The organism is Marinifilum sp. D714 (assembly GCF_030851345.1).
Classification (GTDB): Bacteria; Bacteroidota; Bacteroidia; order Bacteroidales; family Marinifilaceae; genus Marinifilum.
The window spans coordinates 20,359-40,270 of the sequence record NZ_JALPNU010000023.1; the positions used below are offsets into that span (position 1 = coordinate 20,359).

The window sequence follows — 19,912 nt, forward strand, 5'->3', positions numbered from 1 at the left end:
CTAAGTTCTTTTATCTCAAGTTACGAATTCATGATGTCTTCCTGCTGGTTGATTGACTCCTGGTGAATTGCTTTGAACAAATTATTAATGAATTGTTCACTGAATCCTTTTTTCTTCCCGTTTTCAAGGCTCTTTTCAAGAATCTGTCCCCAACGTTTATTTTGTAATACAGTAATGTTATTTTCTTTTTTGTAATGACCAATTGTTTTGGCAACCTGCATTCTGTTTTCCAGTAATTCCAAAAGTTTCTGATCGAAGTCATCAATTAAGTGTCTCAATTCACCCAATGTGTTATTGATCACTTCGTTGTCAGCTTCAGGATCACGAAGCACTAAGTTAGCTAAAAGTTCTTCAAGTGTCTTAGGAGTCAGCTGTTGTTTTGCATCACTCCATGCTTCTTCTGGTTTGCAGTGCGATTCAATAATCAAACCTTCGTAGTTCAAATCCATCGATTTTTGAGTTACTTCTTCCAGGTAAGCTCTGTCACCGGTAATGTGGCTAGGATCGCAGAACATTGGCAAGTTTGGCAATCTTCTTTTCATCTCAATTGGAATCTGCCATTGCGGATCGTTTCTGTATTTTAATTTTTGGTAGGTAGAAAAACCTCTGTGAATTGCAGCTAGTTTGGTTAAACCTACTGCACTTAGTCTTTCAATTGCTCCAATCCATAATTCCAAATCTGGATTAATAGGATTTTTTACCAATACCGGAATATCATGACCTCGTAATGCATCTGCAATTTCTTGTACAGCGAAAGGATTTACAGTAGTTCTTGCGCCAATCCAAAGAATATCAACACCTGCACCAAGCGCCAATTCAACATGTTTTGCGTTGGCAACCTCAGTTGCGGTTAGCATTCCTGTTTCAGCTTTAACCTTTTGTAGCCAGATTAACCCTTGGGCGCCAATTCCTTCGAAACTATTTGGGCGAGTTCTTGGTTTCCAGATACCTGCACGGAAAATAGGAATTCCTGCGGCTTTGATTCCTCTTGCTGTTTCCAATACTTGTTCTTCTGTTTCAGCACTACAAGGACCACCAATAATTAATGGTCTGTCAATATTTTCGATTGGCCAACTGCTTAGTTCTGCTATTTCAATTTTTTTGCTCATTCTGTTTTGATATTTACTCTTATTCCGAGTGATTAAAAATTTGGTTTATTTCTTGCTTTTTCCTTAATACTTTATCCTTTTCAGGCTCTTCTTATTCTTTTTGCATTCTTAATGGTTTCAGCTTCATTTCTTTCTTTTTTATCTAAAACCCTACGAATGTCATTGGCTTCATTAATCAAATCATCAACTCCTTTTAAATCGTCATGTTCAATTCGATCTTTAAATTGCTGTAGTGTATCGATATATTTTTGAAGGACTTTACCAATGTTCTTTTTGTTCTGATGGAAAATTGGTGTCCACATTTCGGCCGAACTTTTTGCCAATCGAACGGTAGAGTCGAAACCACCACTTGCCAATTCAAAAATGTGTTTGTCTTTCTTTTCCTTCTGCAAAACGGTTAGCGACAAGGCGAATGCGCTGATATGCGAAAGGTGAGAAACATAGGCAGTTTGTCTGTCGTGTACCTCTGCATCCATGTATACGCATCGCATTTGTAATGTGTGAAACATGTCGCTAATCATGTTAACCGCTTCTTTGTCCGAATCTTCAGGATTACAAATAATAGAACATTTGCCATCAAACAATCCTGAGTGTGCCGCTTGTGGACCAGAAAATTCGGTACCCGCCATTGGGTGGGCAGGAACATATTGCTTTCTTTTTGGATGATTTGCTATGGATTCTATCAACTGTTCTTTAGTCGATCCCAAATCGGTTACAATCTGCTGATCTACCATGTCCATTATTTGCGGAAGAGATTTAAGACATGCACTTACCGGAATGGCAAGAATTACCAGATGAGATGATTCAACCGCAGTTCTTAAATCCTGTATTTCATCTGCAATACCCAACTTTTTGGCTTGATGTGCATGCATTGGATTATTGTCCACTCCAATCACCTTGTCAGCAAATCCTCTTTGCTTTAAATCCAAAGCAATAGAGCCACCAATTAGTCCTAATCCTATAACTGAAACTATCATTTTTTAGTTTTTTCTTGATTTTTCGATACGTTGAATTGCCTCATTCATTACAGATTCGCTGCTGCATAAAGAAATTCTGATGTATCTTTTTCCTTGCTCTCCAAAAATTCCTCCAGGAGTAATAAATACTTTTACTTGCTTTAAAATCTCATCACTTAATTCGTAACAATCTTTGTACTGATCAGGAATTGATGCCCAAACAAACATTCCACTTTGATCCTGGCTCGGCTTACAATTGATCAATTTCATTAATGAAAAAACCAACTCTCTTCTGGTTTTGTAAACCTGATTGATCGATTCGTACCAGCTTTTGTCATGACTTAGAGCTTTAATGGCAGCTTGTTGTACTGGATAGAACATTCCAGAATCCATATTGGTTTTAACTTTTAAAACCGGTTCCAGAAGTTCTTTGCTTCCGCAGATCATTCCAACTCTCCAGCCTGGCATATTGTGCGACTTGCTTAATGAGTTCAGTTCCAGACAACAATCTTTGGCTCCTTCAATACTCATAATGCTCATTGGCTGATCGTTCAGAATAAAGCTGTATGGATTGTCGTTTACAATCAATATTTTGTGCCTTCTTCCAAATGTAACAATCTTCTTCAATAAATCTTTGCTGGCTCTTGCTCCAGTTGGCATGTGTGGATAATTGATCCACATGATTTTTACCTTTGACAGATCTCTTTTTTCCAATTCATCAAGATCTGGTTGCCAATTTTGCTCTTCGCAAAGCGGATAAGAAATGATTTTACCACTCAGTAAATTGCTTACCGACTTGTAAGTTGGATAGGACGGATCTGGTATTAAAACTTCGTCGCCTTCATTTAGGTAAGCCAAAGAAGTTATCATGATGCCTTCCTTCGATCCCATAAGTGGCAGAACTTCACTATCAGGATTAATGTCCACATCAAAATAAGTTTTGTACCAGTTCGAAAATCCCTGGCGTAAGGCAGGAATTCCCTGGTAGCTCTGATATCCATGACTTTTGGGATGAATACATGCTTCCTTTAATGAGTTCCATGTGTCTTCAGAAGGAGTCATATCCGGATCTCCAATTCCAAGGTTTAGAACTTTTACTTCACCCTCGTTCATACGAGCAATCTCCTTCAGTTTTACTGAGAAGTAGTACTCCTTAATTACCTGAGTTCTGTTAGCTGGTTGAATCATTTCTATGTTTGTTAAAAATTGTGGTTTTGGTTTTGTTCAAAAAAAAATCCTGCTCTTTTCGGGCAGGATCGTTTATACTTTTTACTTGAGTTATGGTATAAGGCATCCCGCCCGATTTGTGTTAAACCAGAAATAATAAAAGTAAAATCGGTATGTAAATGCTTTGTTACTCATGCTTCAATTTATTCATAAAAAAAGGTCTTACCTGTTGGGCAAGACCTTTGATTTATATTCTTCGTATTACTACATATCAATTCTCGCCCTTATCTTGTTGGATAAAAGTAAAACCAGAAATAATAAAAATTAGAAATGTATGTAGATACTGTTTTCATCACTGTTTTTTGCGTTAATTCTGATTCAAATGTATGAATTAATTTTTTACCTGCAAATTTAAATTGCTTTACTTAATGAAACGTTAACGTTTGAGTAGGTTAATTTAGATTGCTCTTTAGTTAGTAAAATCAGGCTTTTCAGAACTTTTTAAAGAATTTTAATTTTTCTGTTGTTGTTATGAGAATATGGGGGAAGATTTTGAAAATAATCTCTTTTTTCAATACTACCCCTTCTAAAAAAGGGTGTGATGGAAATAATCTTAAGGTTAAACATGAAATTTAAAAATTAACAAAAAAAACACATTCGCTTTGAAGTGTAATGTTTAAAAGGGATACAGAGCTTGTGGAGAATAGAAATTTAAGGTGAATTGAAAAATTGTATTTGGAATTTGAAAAAATAATTCTTTAGATTTGTAGAGACAAAAAACGAAAAAAATGTTCGGATTAAATAGCAAATATTGGTGGTGGTACAACTGTAATCTCTCAAATACCATGAGCGGAAGTGTCCTCCCTATGTGCTAAAATCAAACGAAAGAAAAGATAAAGCAAGCGGCCTACTGAAACTCAGTAGGCCGCTTTTTTTTTAACCAGTCCTGAAATAACTATTAGTCATGATAAAATTTAAATACCTGAAAAAAGAAATGCTTGCCGATGTAATTACACCGGTGAGTATGTACCTAAAACTTCGAGATCGATTTCCTTGTGCGATTCTATTGGAGAGTTCGGATTATCATAGTCCGGAAAATGCAAGTTCTTTTATTGCCTTGGAACCAATTGCCAGTATTCAGTTAAAGGATGGTGATTTGATTGAGGAAGTTTTTGGGAACAGGCAATATATTGATGCAAGAGGAAAAGGCAAACGATTTGTTTCGGATCGATTGAAAGCTTTTGTCAATCAATTTGATTTGGAAGACAAGGAGAATGTGACCAAGGCAAATGCTCTTTTTGGGTATACAGCTTACGATGCTGTGCCTTTTTTCGAGGATTTAGAATTTAATACAGATAAAAAACAATCTGGAATTCCGCAAATGCGCTATTCTCTTTATCGTTTTATCATTGAGGTAAACCACTTTAACAATACCTTGAAGATTATTGAGTTGGTGGAAAATGGAAATGAATCCAGAATTCGTGAAGTTTCTGATCTGTTGAGAAACAGAACTTTGCCAGCTTTTACTTTTTCGTTGGAAGGACAGGAGCAATCCAATATGGGTGACAAGACCTATATGGATATGGTAAGCAAAGGAAAACAACATTGCAAGAGAGGAGACGTTTTCCAGATTGTATTGTCAAGACAATTTTCACATGATTATAAAGGTGATGATTTTAACTTGTATCGTGCACTTCGATCAATTAATCCATCGCCTTATTTGTTCTATTTCGATTATGGTTCGTACCGAATTATGGGCTCTTCGCCTGAGGCACAAATCGAAATCAAGAACAAGAAAGCATACATCCATCCAATTGCCGGAACATTTAAACGTACTGGCGATGCTGTAAAAGATGCAGCTTTGGCCGAGGAACTACTTAACGATGAGAAGGAGCAAAGCGAACATGTAATGTTGGTGGATCTGGCAAGAAACGATTTGAGTCGTGATGCACAAAATATCAAAGTGGAAACCTTCCGCGAGGTGCAATACTTTTCGCATGTAATTCACCTGGTGTCGAAGGTATCAGGAGAGTTACCTGATGATTACAATCCATTCCAGTTGATGGGAGATACCTTTCCTGCAGGAACTTTATCGGGAGCACCAAAATACAGAGCCATGCAATTGATCGACCATTATGAACCAACTGCACGTGGTTTTTACGGTGGTTGCATTGGAGCTTTGGGTTTTAATGGAGAGGTAAATCAAGCCATTATGATTCGTTCTTTCCTAAGCAAGAACAACAGATTGTATTATCAGGCAGGTGCTGGAGTAGTTGAAAAATCGAGCGAAGAGAGTGAATTAAACGAGGTAAGTAACAAGCTGGCAGCTTTGCGTAAAGCAATGGAATTGGCACAAAATATTTAGACTATGAAAATTTTGGTATTAGATAATTACGATTCGTTCACCTATAATTTGGTTGAATATCTGCGAAAGCTGGGAGCTAATGATATTGAAGTTTACAGAAACAGAGAAATAGAACTGAAGGAAGTAGCCAAATACGATAAGATTTTATTGTCTCCAGGTCCTGGGATTCCTGATGAGGCAGGCATTCTAAAAGACTTGATTAAAGAATATGCAGCTACAAAATCGATTTTGGGTGTTTGTTTGGGAGAGCAGGCTATTGCAGAGGTTTTTGGTGGTAGTATCGAAAATTTAAATACGGTATATCATGGTGTGGCAACTTCTATTTTCAGAACAGAATCCGATCAAGGAGTTTTAAAAGGAATTGAGCAGGAATTTAAGGCAGCAAGATATCATTCGTGGAACGTGGTAGAGAAGGATTTGCCTGATTGTCTTGAAATTACTTGTCGTGATTCGGAAGGTGCAATTATGGGAATTCGCCACAAAGAATATGATGTAGAAGGTGTTCAATTTCATCCTGAATCAGTTTTAACTCCTGATGGAATGAAGATGATTGAGAATTGGCTTGGGAGTGAATGAGTGAATGTGGAGAGTTTGCTGCAAATAATGAAGGATGATTAGAAATTTAAATACTAAAAGCTGTGAGCTGACAGCTGAATGCTTAAAAAGATAACATGAAAAATATATTACAACACTTATTCGAACACAAAAGCCTGAAACAAGAGGAAGCCAAGGAGGTTCTGATTCAGATTACCAAAGGGGAATTCAATGAATTTCAAATCACCTCTTTTCTAACGGTTTTCATGATGCGTAGCATTACGGTTGAAGAGTTGACCGGTTTTCGTGAGGCATTATTGGAGCTTGGGATCTCTGTTGATTTATCGGAATACAATGGAGTTGATTTGTGTGGAACAGGAGGTGATGGAAAAAATACCTTTAATATATCAACCTTAGCATCATTTGTTGTAGCTGGGGCAGGCGAAATGGTTACCAAACATGGGAATTATGGTGTTTCTTCATTAAGTGGTTCTTCAAATGTGATGGAAGAATTGGGTTACCAGTTTAAAAGCAAGGAAGAAGATCTGAAAAGAGATTTGGACAAAGCTGGAATCTGCTTTTTGCATGCACCATTATTCAATCCTGCCATGAAGAATATTGCTCCAATTCGTCGTAACTTGGGTGTACGAACTTTCTTTAACATGCTGGGCCCCTTGGTGAATCCTTCGAAACCAAAGCATCAGATTGTTGGTGTGTTTGATTTGGAATTGGCACGATTGTATCAGTATTTGCTGCAGCAAACCGATTCAAAATATACCATTATTCATGGTGTTGATGGTTACGATGAGGTTTCATTAACCGATAAGGTAAAACTGATTGGAAATTGCATGGAAGAATTGTTAGAACCAGAAGAATTGGGGTATAGAAAACTAAATCCAAGCGAATTGTATGGAGGAGAGAGTGTAGCGCAGGCAGCTAAGATATTTACTGATATCCTAAAAGGAGAGGGAACCGATGCGCAAAATGCTGTGGTTACCCGAAATGCAGGTTTGGCAATTCATTGTCTGCATCCTGAAATCAGCAGGGGTGATGCAATTGCAAGAGCGGTTGAGTCTTTAGAATCTGGAAAGGCATATGAGGTGTTGAAGAAATTAACGAACTAGAAGATGAGTGCAAAAGCAAATATATTAGATCAGATCGTTCAGAAGAAGTTGTCTGAAGTTGCTGTGCAAAAAATGAAGCAGCCTATTTACCAGGTAATGAGTGAGGAGAATTTCAAGAGAAAGTGCTATTCGGCAAAAGAATCGATAACGAAAGCAGGAGCCTCTGGTGTAATTGCTGAATTCAAGCGTCAATCTCCTTCAAAGGGTGTAATCAATGGAACTGCAACTCCAAATGAGGTGGTAGGAAAATACCAGCAAGCTGGTGCATCAATGGTTTCGGTCTTAACAGATGAGAGTTTCTTTGGCGCAAAGGCTGAAGATTTTGATACTGCAAGGAAAACATTACAAATTCCACTTCTACGCAAAGAATTCATTGTTGATCCTTACCAGATTTACCAATCGAAAGCCATGGGAGCTGATGTAATTCTTCTGATTGCAGCTATCCTAACGCCTCAACGTTGTATGGATTTTGCTTTCCTGGCAAAGGAATTGGGTATGGAAGTGCTTCTTGAACTTCACGATGAATCGGAACTTGAACATGTAAATAAGTTTGTGGATTTGGTAGGTATCAACAATCGAAACTTAAAGACTTTTGTGGTTGATACCGATAAATCGATTCAACTGGCCAGTAAGTTACCTGAAGATATGATTCGCGTGGCGGAGAGTGGCTTAAGTAATTCGGGTATCGTGAAAGAAATGAGAGACAAAGGATTTCAGGCATTCCTGATGGGAGAGTATTTTATGAAACAAGAATCCCCGGGAGACGCCTGCAAAGAACTAATCAGAGAGATTAGCAATAAATGATGATTTATATTTCCCGAAGGGAGAATGATAAGGTAATAGGAATCAAGTTTGATAATAATTTATCTTTTGCAGAAACCAAAATCCCCCTTTCAGGGTGAATTAGGGGGGGTAAACTCGAAATAAAACAACCTAACTCAAATTAACCAAAATGAAAATCAAAGTTTGTGGATTAAAATATAGCAAGAACATCAAGGAGTTGACGCAATTGCCAGTCGATTATGCAGGATTTATCTTCTATCCAAAATCACCAAGATATGTTGGCGAAGAATTTGAAGCTGCAATTCCAGCCCTATTTCCCAAAAGCACTCGTAAAGTTGGGGTTTTTGTGAACGAAGAATTGGATGTATTATTGGTAAAAGGAGAGAAATACAAGCTGGATGCCATGCAGTTGCATGGTGGCGAATCAGTAGAATACTGCCAAAAAGTAAAAGAAGCAGGTTTTGAGGTGATTAAAGCCTTTCAAATGAATGATAGCTTTCAATTTAATAGCTTGGATGAATATGAAAATGTTTGTGATTTCTACCTATTCGATACCAAAACTGAAAACTACGGAGGTAGTGGCAGAAAATTCAATTGGAAGGTATTGGAAAATTACAAAGGATCGACTCCATTTTTCCTGAGCGGTGGAATAGGAGCTCAAGATGCGGAGCAGATTAAACAATTGTCACACGATAAGCTTTATGCTCTGGATCTGAATTCAGGATTTGAATTGCAACCTGCTAAGAAAAATGCAGATCAGTTGGAGATCTTCCTAAACAAATTAGAATTGAATACAATGAACAAAGATAAATATGCAGTTGACGAAAGAGGTTACTATGGAGAATTCGGTGGAGCTTATATTCCTGAATTGCTTCGTAAAAATGTAGATGAACTGCAGGAGAATTACCTAAAGATATTGGCCTCGGAGCAATTCAAGAAAGATTATGCTCGTTTATTGGATAACTATGTTGGTCGTCCTACGCCATTGACCAAAGCCGGAAATCTGTCAAAACGATATGGAACCAATATCTACCTGAAGCGTGAGGATTTAACCCACACGGGAGCACATAAAATCAACAATACCATTGGGCAAATTCTATTGGCCAAGTATATGGGAAAGAAGAGAATTATTGCCGAAACAGGAGCAGGTCAGCATGGTGTGGCAACAGCTACGGTTTGCGCCTTGTTTGGCTTGGAGTGTATAGTGTATATGGGAGCCTTGGATGTAGAAAGGCAAGCACCCAATGTGGCCCGTATGAAAATGTTGGGAGCGAAGGTAGTTCCTGCAATTTCGGGAAATCAAACCTTGAAAGATGCTACCAACGAAGCGATTCGCGATTGGATTGCAAACCCAGAGTCATTCTACCTAATTGGATCGGTGGTTGGCCCACACCCTTATCCTGATTTGGTAACGCGCCTACAATCGATTATTTCGAAAGAAATTCGCGAGCAATTGGAAAAGGAGACAGGAAATCCAAATCCAAACTATGTAATTGCATGTGTTGGTGGAGGAAGTAATGCTGCTGGTGCATTTTACCATTACCTGAATGAGAAAGATGTGAATCTGGTAGCAGTTGAAGCCTCTGGATTGGGAGTTGACAGTGGAGAAACTGCAGCAACCATCACTATTGGTGATATCGGTTTTATCCACGGAAGCAAAACCATGTTGATGCAGGATGAAGATGGTCAAATTACTGAACCGTACTCCATATCTGCAGGATTGGATTACCCTGGAGTTGGGCCATTGCATGCTCATTTGGCTGTTTCGGGAAGAGCGCAATTCCTGTCGGCTACCGATGATGAGGCACTCAATGCCGCCAAAGTGTTGGCAGAATCAGAAGGCATTATTCCGGCATTGGAATCGGCACATGCACTGGCTGCACTGGAAAAAATACAGTTCAAGAATGATGATGTGGTAGTGCTGAATCTTTCGGGACGTGGCGATAAGGATATGGAAACCTACATGAAGAAATTCAATTAATATTTGAATTTCGTACAGACGCACTATTTTTTAAGTACAGACGCACGGCCGTGCGTCTCTAATAAAACTAACAATGAACAGAATCGATCAATTATTTCAAAATAAACAAAAGGATATCTTATCCATCTACTTTCCTGCGGGATATCCTAAACTGGAAGATACGCTTCCAACCTTACAACTATTGCAAGCTAAAGGTGTCGACTTGGTAGAAATTGGCATCCCTTTTTCTGATCCTTTGGCAGATGGACCAGTAATTCAATCCGCAGCCAAACAGGCTTTGGACAATGGCATGAGCTTGCAGCTTTTGTTTGATCAGCTAAAAGATGCACGAAAAACAATTAAAATACCTTTGATTTTAATGGGCTACTGGAATACCGTTTACAAATTTGGTGTAGATGCTTTTCTCACAGAATGCCAAAATGTAGGAATTGATGGCGTAATCTTACCTGATTTACCTTTGGAAGAGTACCAGGAAGAATACAAAGTAAAATTTGAGGCAGCGGGAGTGCACAATGTCTTATTGGTAACACCGCAGACTACCGATAAGCGTTTGGCCATTATCGAGAAAGCTGCCAGTGGATTTTTATACATGGTTTCTACAGCTGCCACAACGGGTGGGGCATTGCAAGCCAGTAAAGAACGCGAAGCTTACTTCAAGAAAATTGCAGCTCTTGATATTCCATCTCTTATTGGTTTCGGAATACATGACAAAGCTAGTTTCCAACATGCAGCCAGCTTTTCGAATGGTGCCATAATTGGAACCGCATTTATTAAGGCATTAGAAAAAGGAAATACTTCAGAATTTCTGGAATCCTTACAATAAAGAACTACTCCCGTCAGTTTTTACAGTCTGATGGCAGTTTCAAATAGCATTCAAAAATAAAGCCAAGGCAATCCCTTGACTCTAACTATCAACCATTTTATGAATTACCGCACGTGTTTTCTCGTGCGGTGTTTTTTTAGAGCAAGTTCCAATTCGTAACACCAATATTAAAAGGGAAATCGATAGAATGGGACTATTCAAAAACTTGTACTCCTCTGGTTGTGTAAGAAAGACCTTGTTGACCAGAGGTAGAAATCATTACAGCTTCAAATAGTGGGGGATTTTTATCATTGTTCATGGCCCAGTCAAAAATAAAATTTGCACCAGAACCTCCCTCAGTATCCTGCTCTTCAATAATAATTTCCAAAGTTTCAAGTGGCTTTAAATAAATGGGCTTTTTTAGGTATTGCCTGATGTTCTCGCCAACTGTATTGTAATAATTTGACTTAAGCAGAAAAACCGAATCATTTACAGATACATTGCGGATGCTTACCGTAGTGGTAAGATCAAATGTTCTGTGTTCGTGATGATGATAGATGTGAGAATAAACCGGAAGGTATGTTTTTCCATGAAAATACTTCTCAATACTATCGATCTTGATTTCTTTGCTTTCCCAACTTCCTTGTTTAATAGGATATTTATTTGACTTGTCACTACAAGCCATTACAATCAGGAGTAGAATCAGTATTTCAATTGTTTTTCTCATGTTCTCAATTATTTATTGACTGGTAAGTAATTCCAATTTTGAAGATACTGATTTTTTTCAATCGCAATATTCTTACACAAAAGAAGTTTAAAGAAATACACAAGATTAGATTCATTACCAAAAGGGGTTGTCTTTCTATCCAATCTGGCCAAAGATGCTTGACATGTAATCAAATTGTGATCGATGATTAGACAGGCATTTAAGTTTCTGGATTTCTTTTTGGATTTTAACCTATTGTGCTTAAAATATTTTCAATAAATCCATAATGCTAGTGTACAATACCATAGGAACTAATACGATCCATCCTATCCATATTGAAGCATTTTGAGGTAATTTGATGAATTGATCTAAAAGTAAAGCAATCAAAAATCTGGTGTCTGTAATTGGGCTTGGAATAATATGTATGCAGATATATGCTAATAGAATAATAGATATTCTTCTTAAGAAAGGGAATGGTTCTGGAAAAACATTACCCAAAGTAACAAAGCCACCATTTCTTTTAACAGTTTCTTCCTTACCAAATATCAAACACATTTGATTAAAATAATTGGACATAAATACATTTCCTGCATTTAATGATTTTAATAACGATTTTTTTTCATTTGTACGCTTTAAGGTTTCCTCGATATTTATGCCTATTGTGCCATATTCATCTTTTTGCACATCCATAAAAATCAAATCATTTGAATTGTTTCTTCGAATACCCAGTTGGACAGCTTTGTTCCGATTTAATTGTATGCTTTTTGCAAAATCTCGATAGAAAAATGTGGTATCGTTATTCACAGTAATGATTTCATCTCCTTTTTTAATCCCAGCATCATATGCATAGCTAATTGGAATAACTGATTCTACTCTTAAGGGATATTTGGCAAAAACAGGATAGAATAGCTCACTCTTTTGGGAAATGATTTCTTGAATGGCTTTGTTCGAATCAATTACAAGTTCTTGCACAGAATCGTTTCTATTGATGGTAAAATGACCAGCTTTATTTAGAAGCATGATTTTCTTAATATCATTGAATCTTTCATATGACTTTCCTTCAATCTTAAGAATTTCATCACCAGTTCTAAAGCCTAATTCATAACCTGTTGAATCAACATAAATACCATTTTCATTAACATTGTCAATAGAAAGGTAAACACGATTTGTAGTATAATAACTTATAGCATATAGGATGGTAGCAATTAAATAAAGCATGACAAATCCACCGAGAATTCCACCTAACCTCTTTGTAAAGGGATATTCTCTTTTCCGCCAAATAGGAGTAGGTTTTCTTTTTTCATTGTCATGAATTTCATAGATCTTAAACAACCAAGGAATGGGAATTACAATGCCAATGGAAAAAGTAACATCAAATAGTCTAAATCGACAAAGAGTGGGAGAATAACCAATTTGATAATGATTGTGGTGCATTCCCAATAGTTTACAAGCGATAGCCTTACCGGTCAACAATATTGTTCCAATAATCAGATAATAATACCACAAATACAATAAGCCCATAAATTTATGTTGTTTGTTTCAAGTTGTGTATGGATAAAAATCAATTTAGATTATTTTATAAAAGTAGCAATATGTCAAGCATCTCAAAGAAGCTAGACATGTAAATATTAAAGAACTGACTTGGCTCGCAATTAAAATTGATATCCAAATCGTAATGTTGCCCAAGGATAAACTTCCCAATCTTTTTCGTCAAACAGGAGTGGAGTTAGTCCTACACCCCAATAATACTTATCTTTTAAGATGGAACGTTTGTAGCCTAATTGAGCAAATAATGCTAATGTAGGATCCTTCAACTTTTCGCTAAAACCAATATGTGGATTGTCCGAAAGATATGGTGTAAAAGCCAAACCTGTTTCCCATGTATGCTTTTTAAATTTCTTGTAAACTTTTACTTGTATCGGGAATCTGGGGGAGGAATGACCACCAATTAATGATGGAGAAAATCCTATTCCCATTCTGATCCCAAAATTGTTTTGAATAGGTAGACTTTTGTCATAGTTAATGGAATAATGACCAGCCGCCCCAAGTAGTTCAATAAAAACACTATTGTTTTTTGTTCTTTGGTTTTGAGCTTTAGCTGAAAATAATGTCAGAATTAAAAGACATAGGTTTAGTATATTTTTGATCATATATTTGTTGATATTAAAAATCCCACTCCTTCTGAATATAGTTCAGGCGAAGACGTAGTAATTCATTGTTTTTGACACCCTCATGCATCAATTTGTTGATGTGCTTTTTGTAGAAATAAAAGCTGTATGTAATCAGACTAAGGCCAATGGCAAAAACAATTCCCATCGATTCCCAATCCTTTTCTGGTTGCGTTACATTCACAACTATTTCTATCGACATGAATAGCAAAAACATAACTAACCAGCCGAGCATTTTTCTAATAACCACTTGTTTGCTTTTCTTGAACAATAGGCCAGGGGTTTCGCCTTCTTTTAAATCAGCTTGCAATTCTTCAATGCATAGCTGCTTCTCTTCTTGAAGGATTTGTCTGTCGAAACCTCTTTCTTTTAATAGTTTACCTGCGATTATTTTCTTCTCAAAATTGTAGGCACCATCGTGTCTGAAATAAAAGAACAATTCATCTGTGCTTTCTTGTTCCAGTGATTTTTTTAGTGTTGTGTTCATGTGATTGGCTTTGTATGCTTATAAATTTCCTCAAATAGGAGAGTTTAATTTTCGATTATTTTGTACTGCTTTGATTCTATCTGTTCGAGTGAATAATTTGGTTCAACGATTTCATTCCCATTTTTGTCAACATATCCATAAGTGCCAACAATCGATTTAACCAATGCCAATCCTTCTTCAATTTCATTAAACTTTCCAATTTTCAAATATTTCGCAGGGATTATTTCATTGCCATTTTTATCTATCATTCCATATGTACGAACAATCGATTTGACCAATGCCAATCCTTCTCCAAGTTCATTAAATGTTCCAATTTTTGAATATTTGGCTGGAATCACTTCTTTACCACTTTTATCGATCATTCCAAATTCACCGGTAATCGATTTTACCAACGCTAAATTTCCATTATCTCTGGTGAACTTTTCTATTTTCTTGTAAACAGCAGGAACAACTTCTTTTCCACTTCGGTCTATCATTCCATATTCACCAGTAATCGATTTTACTTTTGCCCAATTCTTCTGGTATTCACCATACTCATGTATTTTTCTGTAGTCTGCTTGCGAATAAACAGTTATTGTGGTTAAAAGCAATAATATAAGGTTTAATAATTTTTTCATTAATAGTATGTTTTTAAGTTTATTTTTTATAGTGTACTGCAAGGGATAATTGCGTGATAATTTCTTGGCATTTCAGCACATAGTTTGAGCGAGGAGGATTGATTTTTCCTACCAACTTTCAATTACTTTTGCAGCACTGGTATTTCTGATAAAAATGATTCCATCAAATCTGTCTGCCAACCTACCAATTCTGAAATGATGTCTTTTCTTGCCTTCAGCGGCAAAGATGGTTCCAACAGCCCTGTGATATAAATTATCATGAATGAATTTATTTATCTTCTCATTTTCTTTTGCTGACCTTACATCGAAAATAAAATTTTCAAATTTACACAGAGCAAAAACAGCGTCGCTCGATTTCTTAGGTGATATGGCAGGTACTCCAAAACTATCAAAAGCTCTCTTTGTTCTATTAAAGCCAATTATATCACCATTGTTAAAGCCAAAACCAAAGGAATAATACTGCTCACCAAATTTCTCTTTCAGGTAATAGCCTACAGGTTTCTGAACCGATTTTGCTTTATCATTCTTCACATGCTCATTGTGTGCCCAGAATACAGCCTTTCGATTTTGTTCAAACTCGCATATCCAGGCAATATTTTCTGCCATAAATTTATCGCGCAGCACAATCCAGTTTTTGGCATTGTCCATTCGCAATTCAAAATTTTGTTCCAGTTCACGCTTACAATGCAGCATGAAGTCATATTCCTTCGATTGTTTATCCTTCAGTTTCGCAAAAGCAGTATTCAGCTCTCCAAGCACTTCATCTTTCCAGTTATCACCCTTCTCGGATAATAGTTTTAGCAAATCCTGCTCAATGATCATATTCAAGTACTGGGTAAGCTTATCAGTCAAACAGTCATGATGGGCCAAATATTTCTTTAACTTACGGGAAACGCCGTATTCGCTATTGATATCACATCCGTAAAAGCGAATTTTATCCTCCAGGTCTCTGTCCACATTAAAAGCTTTAATCCATTCAATAAAAGCTACAAATTCTTGCCTATACCAAACACCATAATCAAGTTCCTTTAATCCATCTTTAATACTTCCTTTTCCATGAAGCACATAATCGTTCATCGCTTTCGATCCCGAAAAATCTCCCTCAATAATAAAAAGCCTGTATCCCTCATGCATGGCCAGATATTTCATCATCCTGTGTTTATACAAAAAGAATTCACTGGTTCCGTGCGTTGCTTCACCCAAACCAATCAGTTTCTTGTTCTTCACAAACTCAGAAATCCCTTTCAGATCATCGAAATCATCTTCTGGAGAAATTGTTTTTAGTTCAATAATATTCTTATTCAATTCTTTAACCAATTCTTTCTGGGCAAACATATGATGAGCCAACAGGCATATCATAGCAAGTAAAATGATTTTTTTATTCATTTGGATTTATATAAGTTATTTAACTTTGGAATTATTGTTATTTGGTTGTGCACAAGCTATAGAATTGTGCAAGCAGGATAAATACAATGTCACAGGTATTCCACTTATTATTCATTTCATAATACATACAATTTTGAGTGTGTTGTAAACCTTTATATTTACTAATTGCCGAATTTATACATCTTGCCTGATCATTCCAAGAAAAGCATTATTGTTTACTCTTATGGGAGTGTAATTTTTAAACCTTATAAATTATGAAATATATTTTGCACTTTGGGAGCTAATTTGTGTATTGTGCCAGATGCTGATTGTTATTTAGAATTTGTGAACCCAGAAAAATCATACGTCCCCTTCACTTTTTAATGGTATAAGAATATTATTAGTTTTTTCATAAAGTTTAGGGTAGATAAAGATTATATTTTATAAGTGGTTGAAAAAGAAACATTGAAAAGTTGCCTTTTTAAAAATATATTTTGCATAAAAATAAAATATTTCAAATTGACTTAAAACAGGCATGAGTAGTGGGATAGAAGCTTTAATTGAATATAAAAAATGAACAAGTATAAATAAAAATCAATAAAAAAATTTTCTTAGTAATAAATTTATTCATAGATTAGTTAGTGTTATGGTAAAATTGAGAATTGACTCATCTCGGTTGTTTAAATTTATCTTTTTTGGAGAAGGATTTGTGGAGAAGGATAATATTAATCTTTTAAATGTATTATTATGTCTGATCAGCAAAATTTACTGGATCACCTGGAAGAAATTAAAGCAGTACCTGAAGAAAATATCAAGTATTGTGACATTCCGTACTGGATTTTTATTGGAGAGGCTGAATCTTTGCATTCTCGCGCCACGCAAGATTTGCCTATGCTACAGGCCTTTAATTTCGATGCTACCAAGCTCGAACGTTTGTTAAGCCTTACGGGAGCCATGCGCACAGCACAGGCCAATTGGGAAACCAAGCAAACCCTGAAGCAAGTGGCCATTGAAAACTGGAGAAAAGAAGCTCCGACCATGTATGAACTTCATGACGAACTTATCGATTTTATGGAATTTGCTTTCCGAAATCGTGAGGATTTGCTAAAGCGTCTGTCGACCATTAAGGAAGGAGATTCGAAAGCAGATACCATACAGGATATGGCAAGCTTGTCGGTATTGGGAAAAGACAATGTGGAATTGCTAACGGCCGTTAATTTTGAAGTGGAAAAATTGGATAAAGCAGCCGAAATTGCCGATAGAATGGGAACCCTATTGGGCGAGGTGAATGGTAAAATGTATTTCGAGGATGACATTAAACTGACTAGAGATAAATGCTATACTCTCTTGCGAGAGGTAGTAGGTGAGATTCGAGATTACGGGAAGTTTGTATTCCGAAAAAATCAAGAAAAACGTCAGGCTTACGTTAGTAAATACAATCGTGAGCGAATGATTGCCTATCGTAAAGCTAAGGCTGAGGAAGCGAATTTATAGCACAATTAAGTATGAAATAGTTTTGCAATTTTTTTTATTAATAATTTGCAGTTATAGTTGTAAAATGGAGAGTAGCAGTACTCTCCATTTTTATTGAATAGATCTTTTATGTTTCTGCACAGAAATATGGTATATCCGCACGCTCAGTAAGCTTTTCTGCACGCCAAGAAACTTGTTTTGCACAGCAAAGTATTTCATCCGCACATCTTGGAAGTATTTCCGAATGCAAATTTTTTTGTTCCGCACGTAGAGATATTTCTTCTGAACGCCCGGGAAATTCTTCCGCACGCAAAAGTGCCCCTTCCGCACGCCCGGAAATTTATTCCGCACACATAAAGAGATGTTGTCGACCTGTGCGGAAGTACTCAAATTGGGTGCGGAACTACTGGTTTTGTGTGCACAAATGAAATTGTAGTTCTCGAAAGCTATGAATTTAATCACGGAAAGTACATTATATGATACGGAAAAGCTTTTTGATGATACAGAACCACTTTGCAGATTTCTGACATCAGTTCATTCCAAGCCTTTAGCATGTAAATACTTCATTTCAACTAATAGGTAATTCTACCTCCCAAAAAACTATTAAATTAGGGTAAACATCAAAAAAAGAAAGACATATGATTTTAGGAGTATCAGAGTGGCTAAGCGTAAAATTGGGCTGGGATGTCACATTTATTAGAGTTGCCTTTGTAGTATCGGTATTGGTTTTTGGAGTAGGGATTGGCCTGTATCTGATTTTGTGGCTGGTAAAAATGTTCTCTAATTAGAGTAAATCAAAAGGTTTATTAAGTCGGGGCCATAGAAGCACAAGAGACACTGTTTATCAGTGTCTTTTTTTTTGTATGCAAAGCATTTGGATATGTAACTGATCATCTTGCTGTTTAAGAGAAATTAACCTGTCAATGGATAGGCTGTAAATGAAATAATGTAACTTTTATCAGGAAAATTAATTATTTAGTCGTATAATTGTAGTCGTTCGTCAATTCTAAAGGGTTTTTACTATTAACATCAGTGAGCCATAAAATAAACTTGAACAAACTAAAGTTTATGACTGAAGTTATATGAAAAAAGTATTGCTTGCAGAATGAAATTTTTGATAGAATAAAAATGAATGTAGGGGATAAGATCATTTATTCGGTGTAGTAATAATGATTTTGAAAATTATTAATTGCACTCATGAAATTGAATTTTAGAAAAGATAAAAGCAATATACCATTACGAATAATTAAAAATTAAAAAGAACTATGAAGAAAAATGTATTGTTGATTTTGGCAGCATTTGTGTTTGGAGTGTTTGTTACAGCATGCGATGATTCATCAAGCAAAGATGCTACAACAGGAAAATTGAAACTTGAATTAACTGATGCTCCGTTTCCAACCGATTTGGTAGCTGAAGCAAATGTTACGATCAATAAAATTGAAATTCGCAAAAGTGGCGAATCAGAAGAGAATCCGTTTGTTCTTTTAAGCGAAGAAGAAAGAACGTTCAATTTGCTTACTTTAAGCAATGGGGTAACAGCTAATTTGGTAGATATGGATATCGAGGTTGGTTCTTATGATTTAATCAGATTGTATGTTGACCAAGCTGAAATTGTACTGAAAGATGGTACCAAGTATGATTTGAAAGTTCCAAGTGGAGCACAAACCGGTATTAAAATTTTTATTGATCCATCTGTTGAGGTTGCTGGTGGTTTAACTGCCGAATTGTTATTGGATTTTAATGTAAGCAAGTCGTTTGTTGTACAGGGTAACCCTGATACTCCTGCAGGAATTAACGGATTTATTTTTAAGCCTACCATTAAAGCTTCTAACTTATCGACTGCAGGTAGATTGGTTGGTACTGTATTCGATGCTGAGCAAGTAGGAATTGAAGGTGTTGAGGTAGCGATTATTGCTGCTGATACTGTTTATACTACTTCATTTACGGGTGAGAATGGCGAATACACTGTTTTGGGTATTGATGCAGGTACTTATAATGTTGAGTATGCCAAAGAAGGTTTTGAGTCTGCTCTTGTAGAAGGTATTGCAATTACTGCTGCCAATCAAACAGAGCAAGATGTAACTTTACAAGCTGTAGTGGAAGAAACTACAGATGGTACCGAAGGATAATAAAAATTAGGGTCGAACAATAATGCAATGTCCCCGTCAGGAATTTTTTTCCTGATGGGGATTTTTATTTGAAATTCTGGAATAGTTGGAATAGTGAAAAAGTAGAAATGTATGGGATTACATACTTGTAGTCTATGGGTTCTTTA

Annotated in this window: 18 protein-coding genes and 1 pseudogene; 10 read left to right on the forward strand and 9 right to left on the reverse strand. The window is 36.4% G+C overall.

Annotation, left to right across the window (positions count from 1 at the left end):
- Positions 1-20: 20 nt before the first annotated feature.
- From M0051_RS16130 to M0051_RS16140, 3 genes are all read right to left on the reverse strand, one after another.
- The gene (locus M0051_RS16130) at positions 21-1,109 is read right to left on the reverse strand and encodes a bifunctional 3-deoxy-7-phosphoheptulonate synthase/chorismate mutase type II (RefSeq protein WP_120241961.1); all 1,089 of its coding nucleotides are present in this window, start codon (positions 1,107-1,109) and stop codon (positions 21-23) included.
- Positions 1,110-1,189: 80 nt separating this feature from the next.
- Entirely contained in the window at positions 1,190-2,086 is an 897-nt protein-coding gene (locus M0051_RS16135; protein ID WP_306742548.1) for a prephenate dehydrogenase, read from the reverse strand.
- Between the two features lie 3 nt (positions 2,087-2,089).
- Complete coding sequence (locus M0051_RS16140; protein ID WP_306742549.1) at positions 2,090-3,253, reverse strand: pyridoxal phosphate-dependent aminotransferase; 1,164 nt, start codon at positions 3,251-3,253, stop codon at positions 2,090-2,092.
- A gap of 943 nt (positions 3,254-4,196) precedes the next feature.
- Between M0051_RS16140 and M0051_RS16145 the strand changes: the two genes are divergently transcribed.
- The 7 genes and pseudogenes from M0051_RS16145 to trpA all read left to right on the forward strand — a co-directional run bounded on the left by M0051_RS16145 (position 4,197) and on the right by trpA (position 10,842).
- Positions 4,197-5,597 (forward strand): anthranilate synthase component I family protein, encoded by a 1,401-nt coding sequence (locus M0051_RS16145; protein ID WP_306742550.1) that lies wholly within the window; start codon positions 4,197-4,199, stop codon positions 5,595-5,597.
- A gap of 3 nt (positions 5,598-5,600) precedes the next feature.
- On the forward strand, positions 5,601-6,173 hold the full coding sequence (locus M0051_RS16150) for an aminodeoxychorismate/anthranilate synthase component II (protein ID WP_306742551.1): 573 nt from the start codon (positions 5,601-5,603) through the stop codon (positions 6,171-6,173).
- Between the two features lie 95 nt (positions 6,174-6,268).
- On the forward strand, positions 6,269-7,255 hold the full coding sequence (trpD, locus tag M0051_RS16155; RefSeq protein ID WP_306742552.1) for an anthranilate phosphoribosyltransferase: 987 nt from the start codon (positions 6,269-6,271) through the stop codon (positions 7,253-7,255).
- Positions 7,256-7,258: 3 nt separating this feature from the next.
- Positions 7,259-8,059, forward strand: coding sequence for an indole-3-glycerol phosphate synthase TrpC (gene trpC, locus M0051_RS16160; RefSeq protein ID WP_306742553.1), 801 nt, complete (start codon positions 7,259-7,261; stop codon positions 8,057-8,059).
- Between the two features lie 148 nt (positions 8,060-8,207).
- Positions 8,208-8,804, forward strand: a pseudogene (locus M0051_RS19815) (phosphoribosylanthranilate isomerase); the annotation flags it as partial.
- A gap of 30 nt (positions 8,805-8,834) precedes the next feature.
- On the forward strand, positions 8,835-10,019 hold the full coding sequence (gene trpB / locus M0051_RS16165) for a tryptophan synthase subunit beta (protein ID WP_373568320.1): 1,185 nt from the start codon (positions 8,835-8,837) through the stop codon (positions 10,017-10,019).
- Positions 10,020-10,092: 73 nt separating this feature from the next.
- Positions 10,093-10,842: a tryptophan synthase subunit alpha gene (gene trpA / locus M0051_RS16170; RefSeq protein ID WP_306742555.1), complete on the forward strand. Its 750-nt coding sequence runs from the start codon at positions 10,093-10,095 to the stop codon at positions 10,840-10,842.
- Between the two features lie 193 nt (positions 10,843-11,035).
- Here trpA and M0051_RS16175 read toward each other — a convergent pair whose 3' ends face one another.
- The 6 genes from M0051_RS16175 to M0051_RS16200 form a co-directional block, all read right to left on the reverse strand.
- Positions 11,036-11,548 carry a DUF3124 domain-containing protein gene (locus M0051_RS16175; RefSeq protein ID WP_306742556.1) on the reverse strand — a complete coding sequence of 171 codons (513 nt, stop codon included), beginning with the start codon at positions 11,546-11,548 and terminating at the stop codon, positions 11,036-11,038.
- A gap of 240 nt (positions 11,549-11,788) precedes the next feature.
- Entirely contained in the window at positions 11,789-13,048 is a 1,260-nt protein-coding gene (locus tag M0051_RS16180; protein WP_306742557.1) for a PDZ domain-containing protein, read from the reverse strand.
- A gap of 131 nt (positions 13,049-13,179) precedes the next feature.
- A complete protein-coding gene (locus tag M0051_RS16185; protein WP_306742558.1) occupies positions 13,180-13,677 on the reverse strand; it encodes a hypothetical protein in 498 nt (165 codons plus the stop codon).
- 13 nt (positions 13,678-13,690) lie between these two features.
- Positions 13,691-14,182, reverse strand: coding sequence for a hypothetical protein (locus tag M0051_RS16190; RefSeq protein WP_306742559.1), 492 nt, complete (start codon positions 14,180-14,182; stop codon positions 13,691-13,693).
- A 44-nt stretch (positions 14,183-14,226) separates the two neighbouring features.
- Positions 14,227-14,799, reverse strand: coding sequence for a WG repeat-containing protein (locus M0051_RS16195; protein WP_306742560.1), 573 nt, complete (start codon positions 14,797-14,799; stop codon positions 14,227-14,229).
- A 108-nt stretch (positions 14,800-14,907) separates the two neighbouring features.
- Positions 14,908-16,185, reverse strand: a complete 1,278-nt coding sequence (locus tag M0051_RS16200; RefSeq protein WP_306742561.1) for an erythromycin esterase family protein — start codon at positions 16,183-16,185, stop codon at positions 14,908-14,910.
- Positions 16,186-16,911: 726 nt separating this feature from the next.
- Here M0051_RS16200 and M0051_RS16205 point away from each other — a divergent pair.
- The 3 genes from M0051_RS16205 (at position 16,912) to M0051_RS16215 (ending at position 19,766) form a co-directional block, all read left to right on the forward strand.
- Positions 16,912-17,658, forward strand: a complete 747-nt coding sequence (locus M0051_RS16205; RefSeq protein ID WP_306742562.1) for a hypothetical protein — start codon at positions 16,912-16,914, stop codon at positions 17,656-17,658.
- A 617-nt stretch (positions 17,659-18,275) separates the two neighbouring features.
- On the forward strand, positions 18,276-18,425 hold the full coding sequence (locus M0051_RS16210) for a PspC domain-containing protein (RefSeq protein WP_306742563.1): 150 nt from the start codon (positions 18,276-18,278) through the stop codon (positions 18,423-18,425).
- A gap of 477 nt (positions 18,426-18,902) precedes the next feature.
- Entirely contained in the window at positions 18,903-19,766 is an 864-nt protein-coding gene (locus M0051_RS16215; protein WP_306742564.1) for a DUF4382 domain-containing protein, read from the forward strand.
- Positions 19,767-19,912 lie beyond the last annotated feature (146 nt).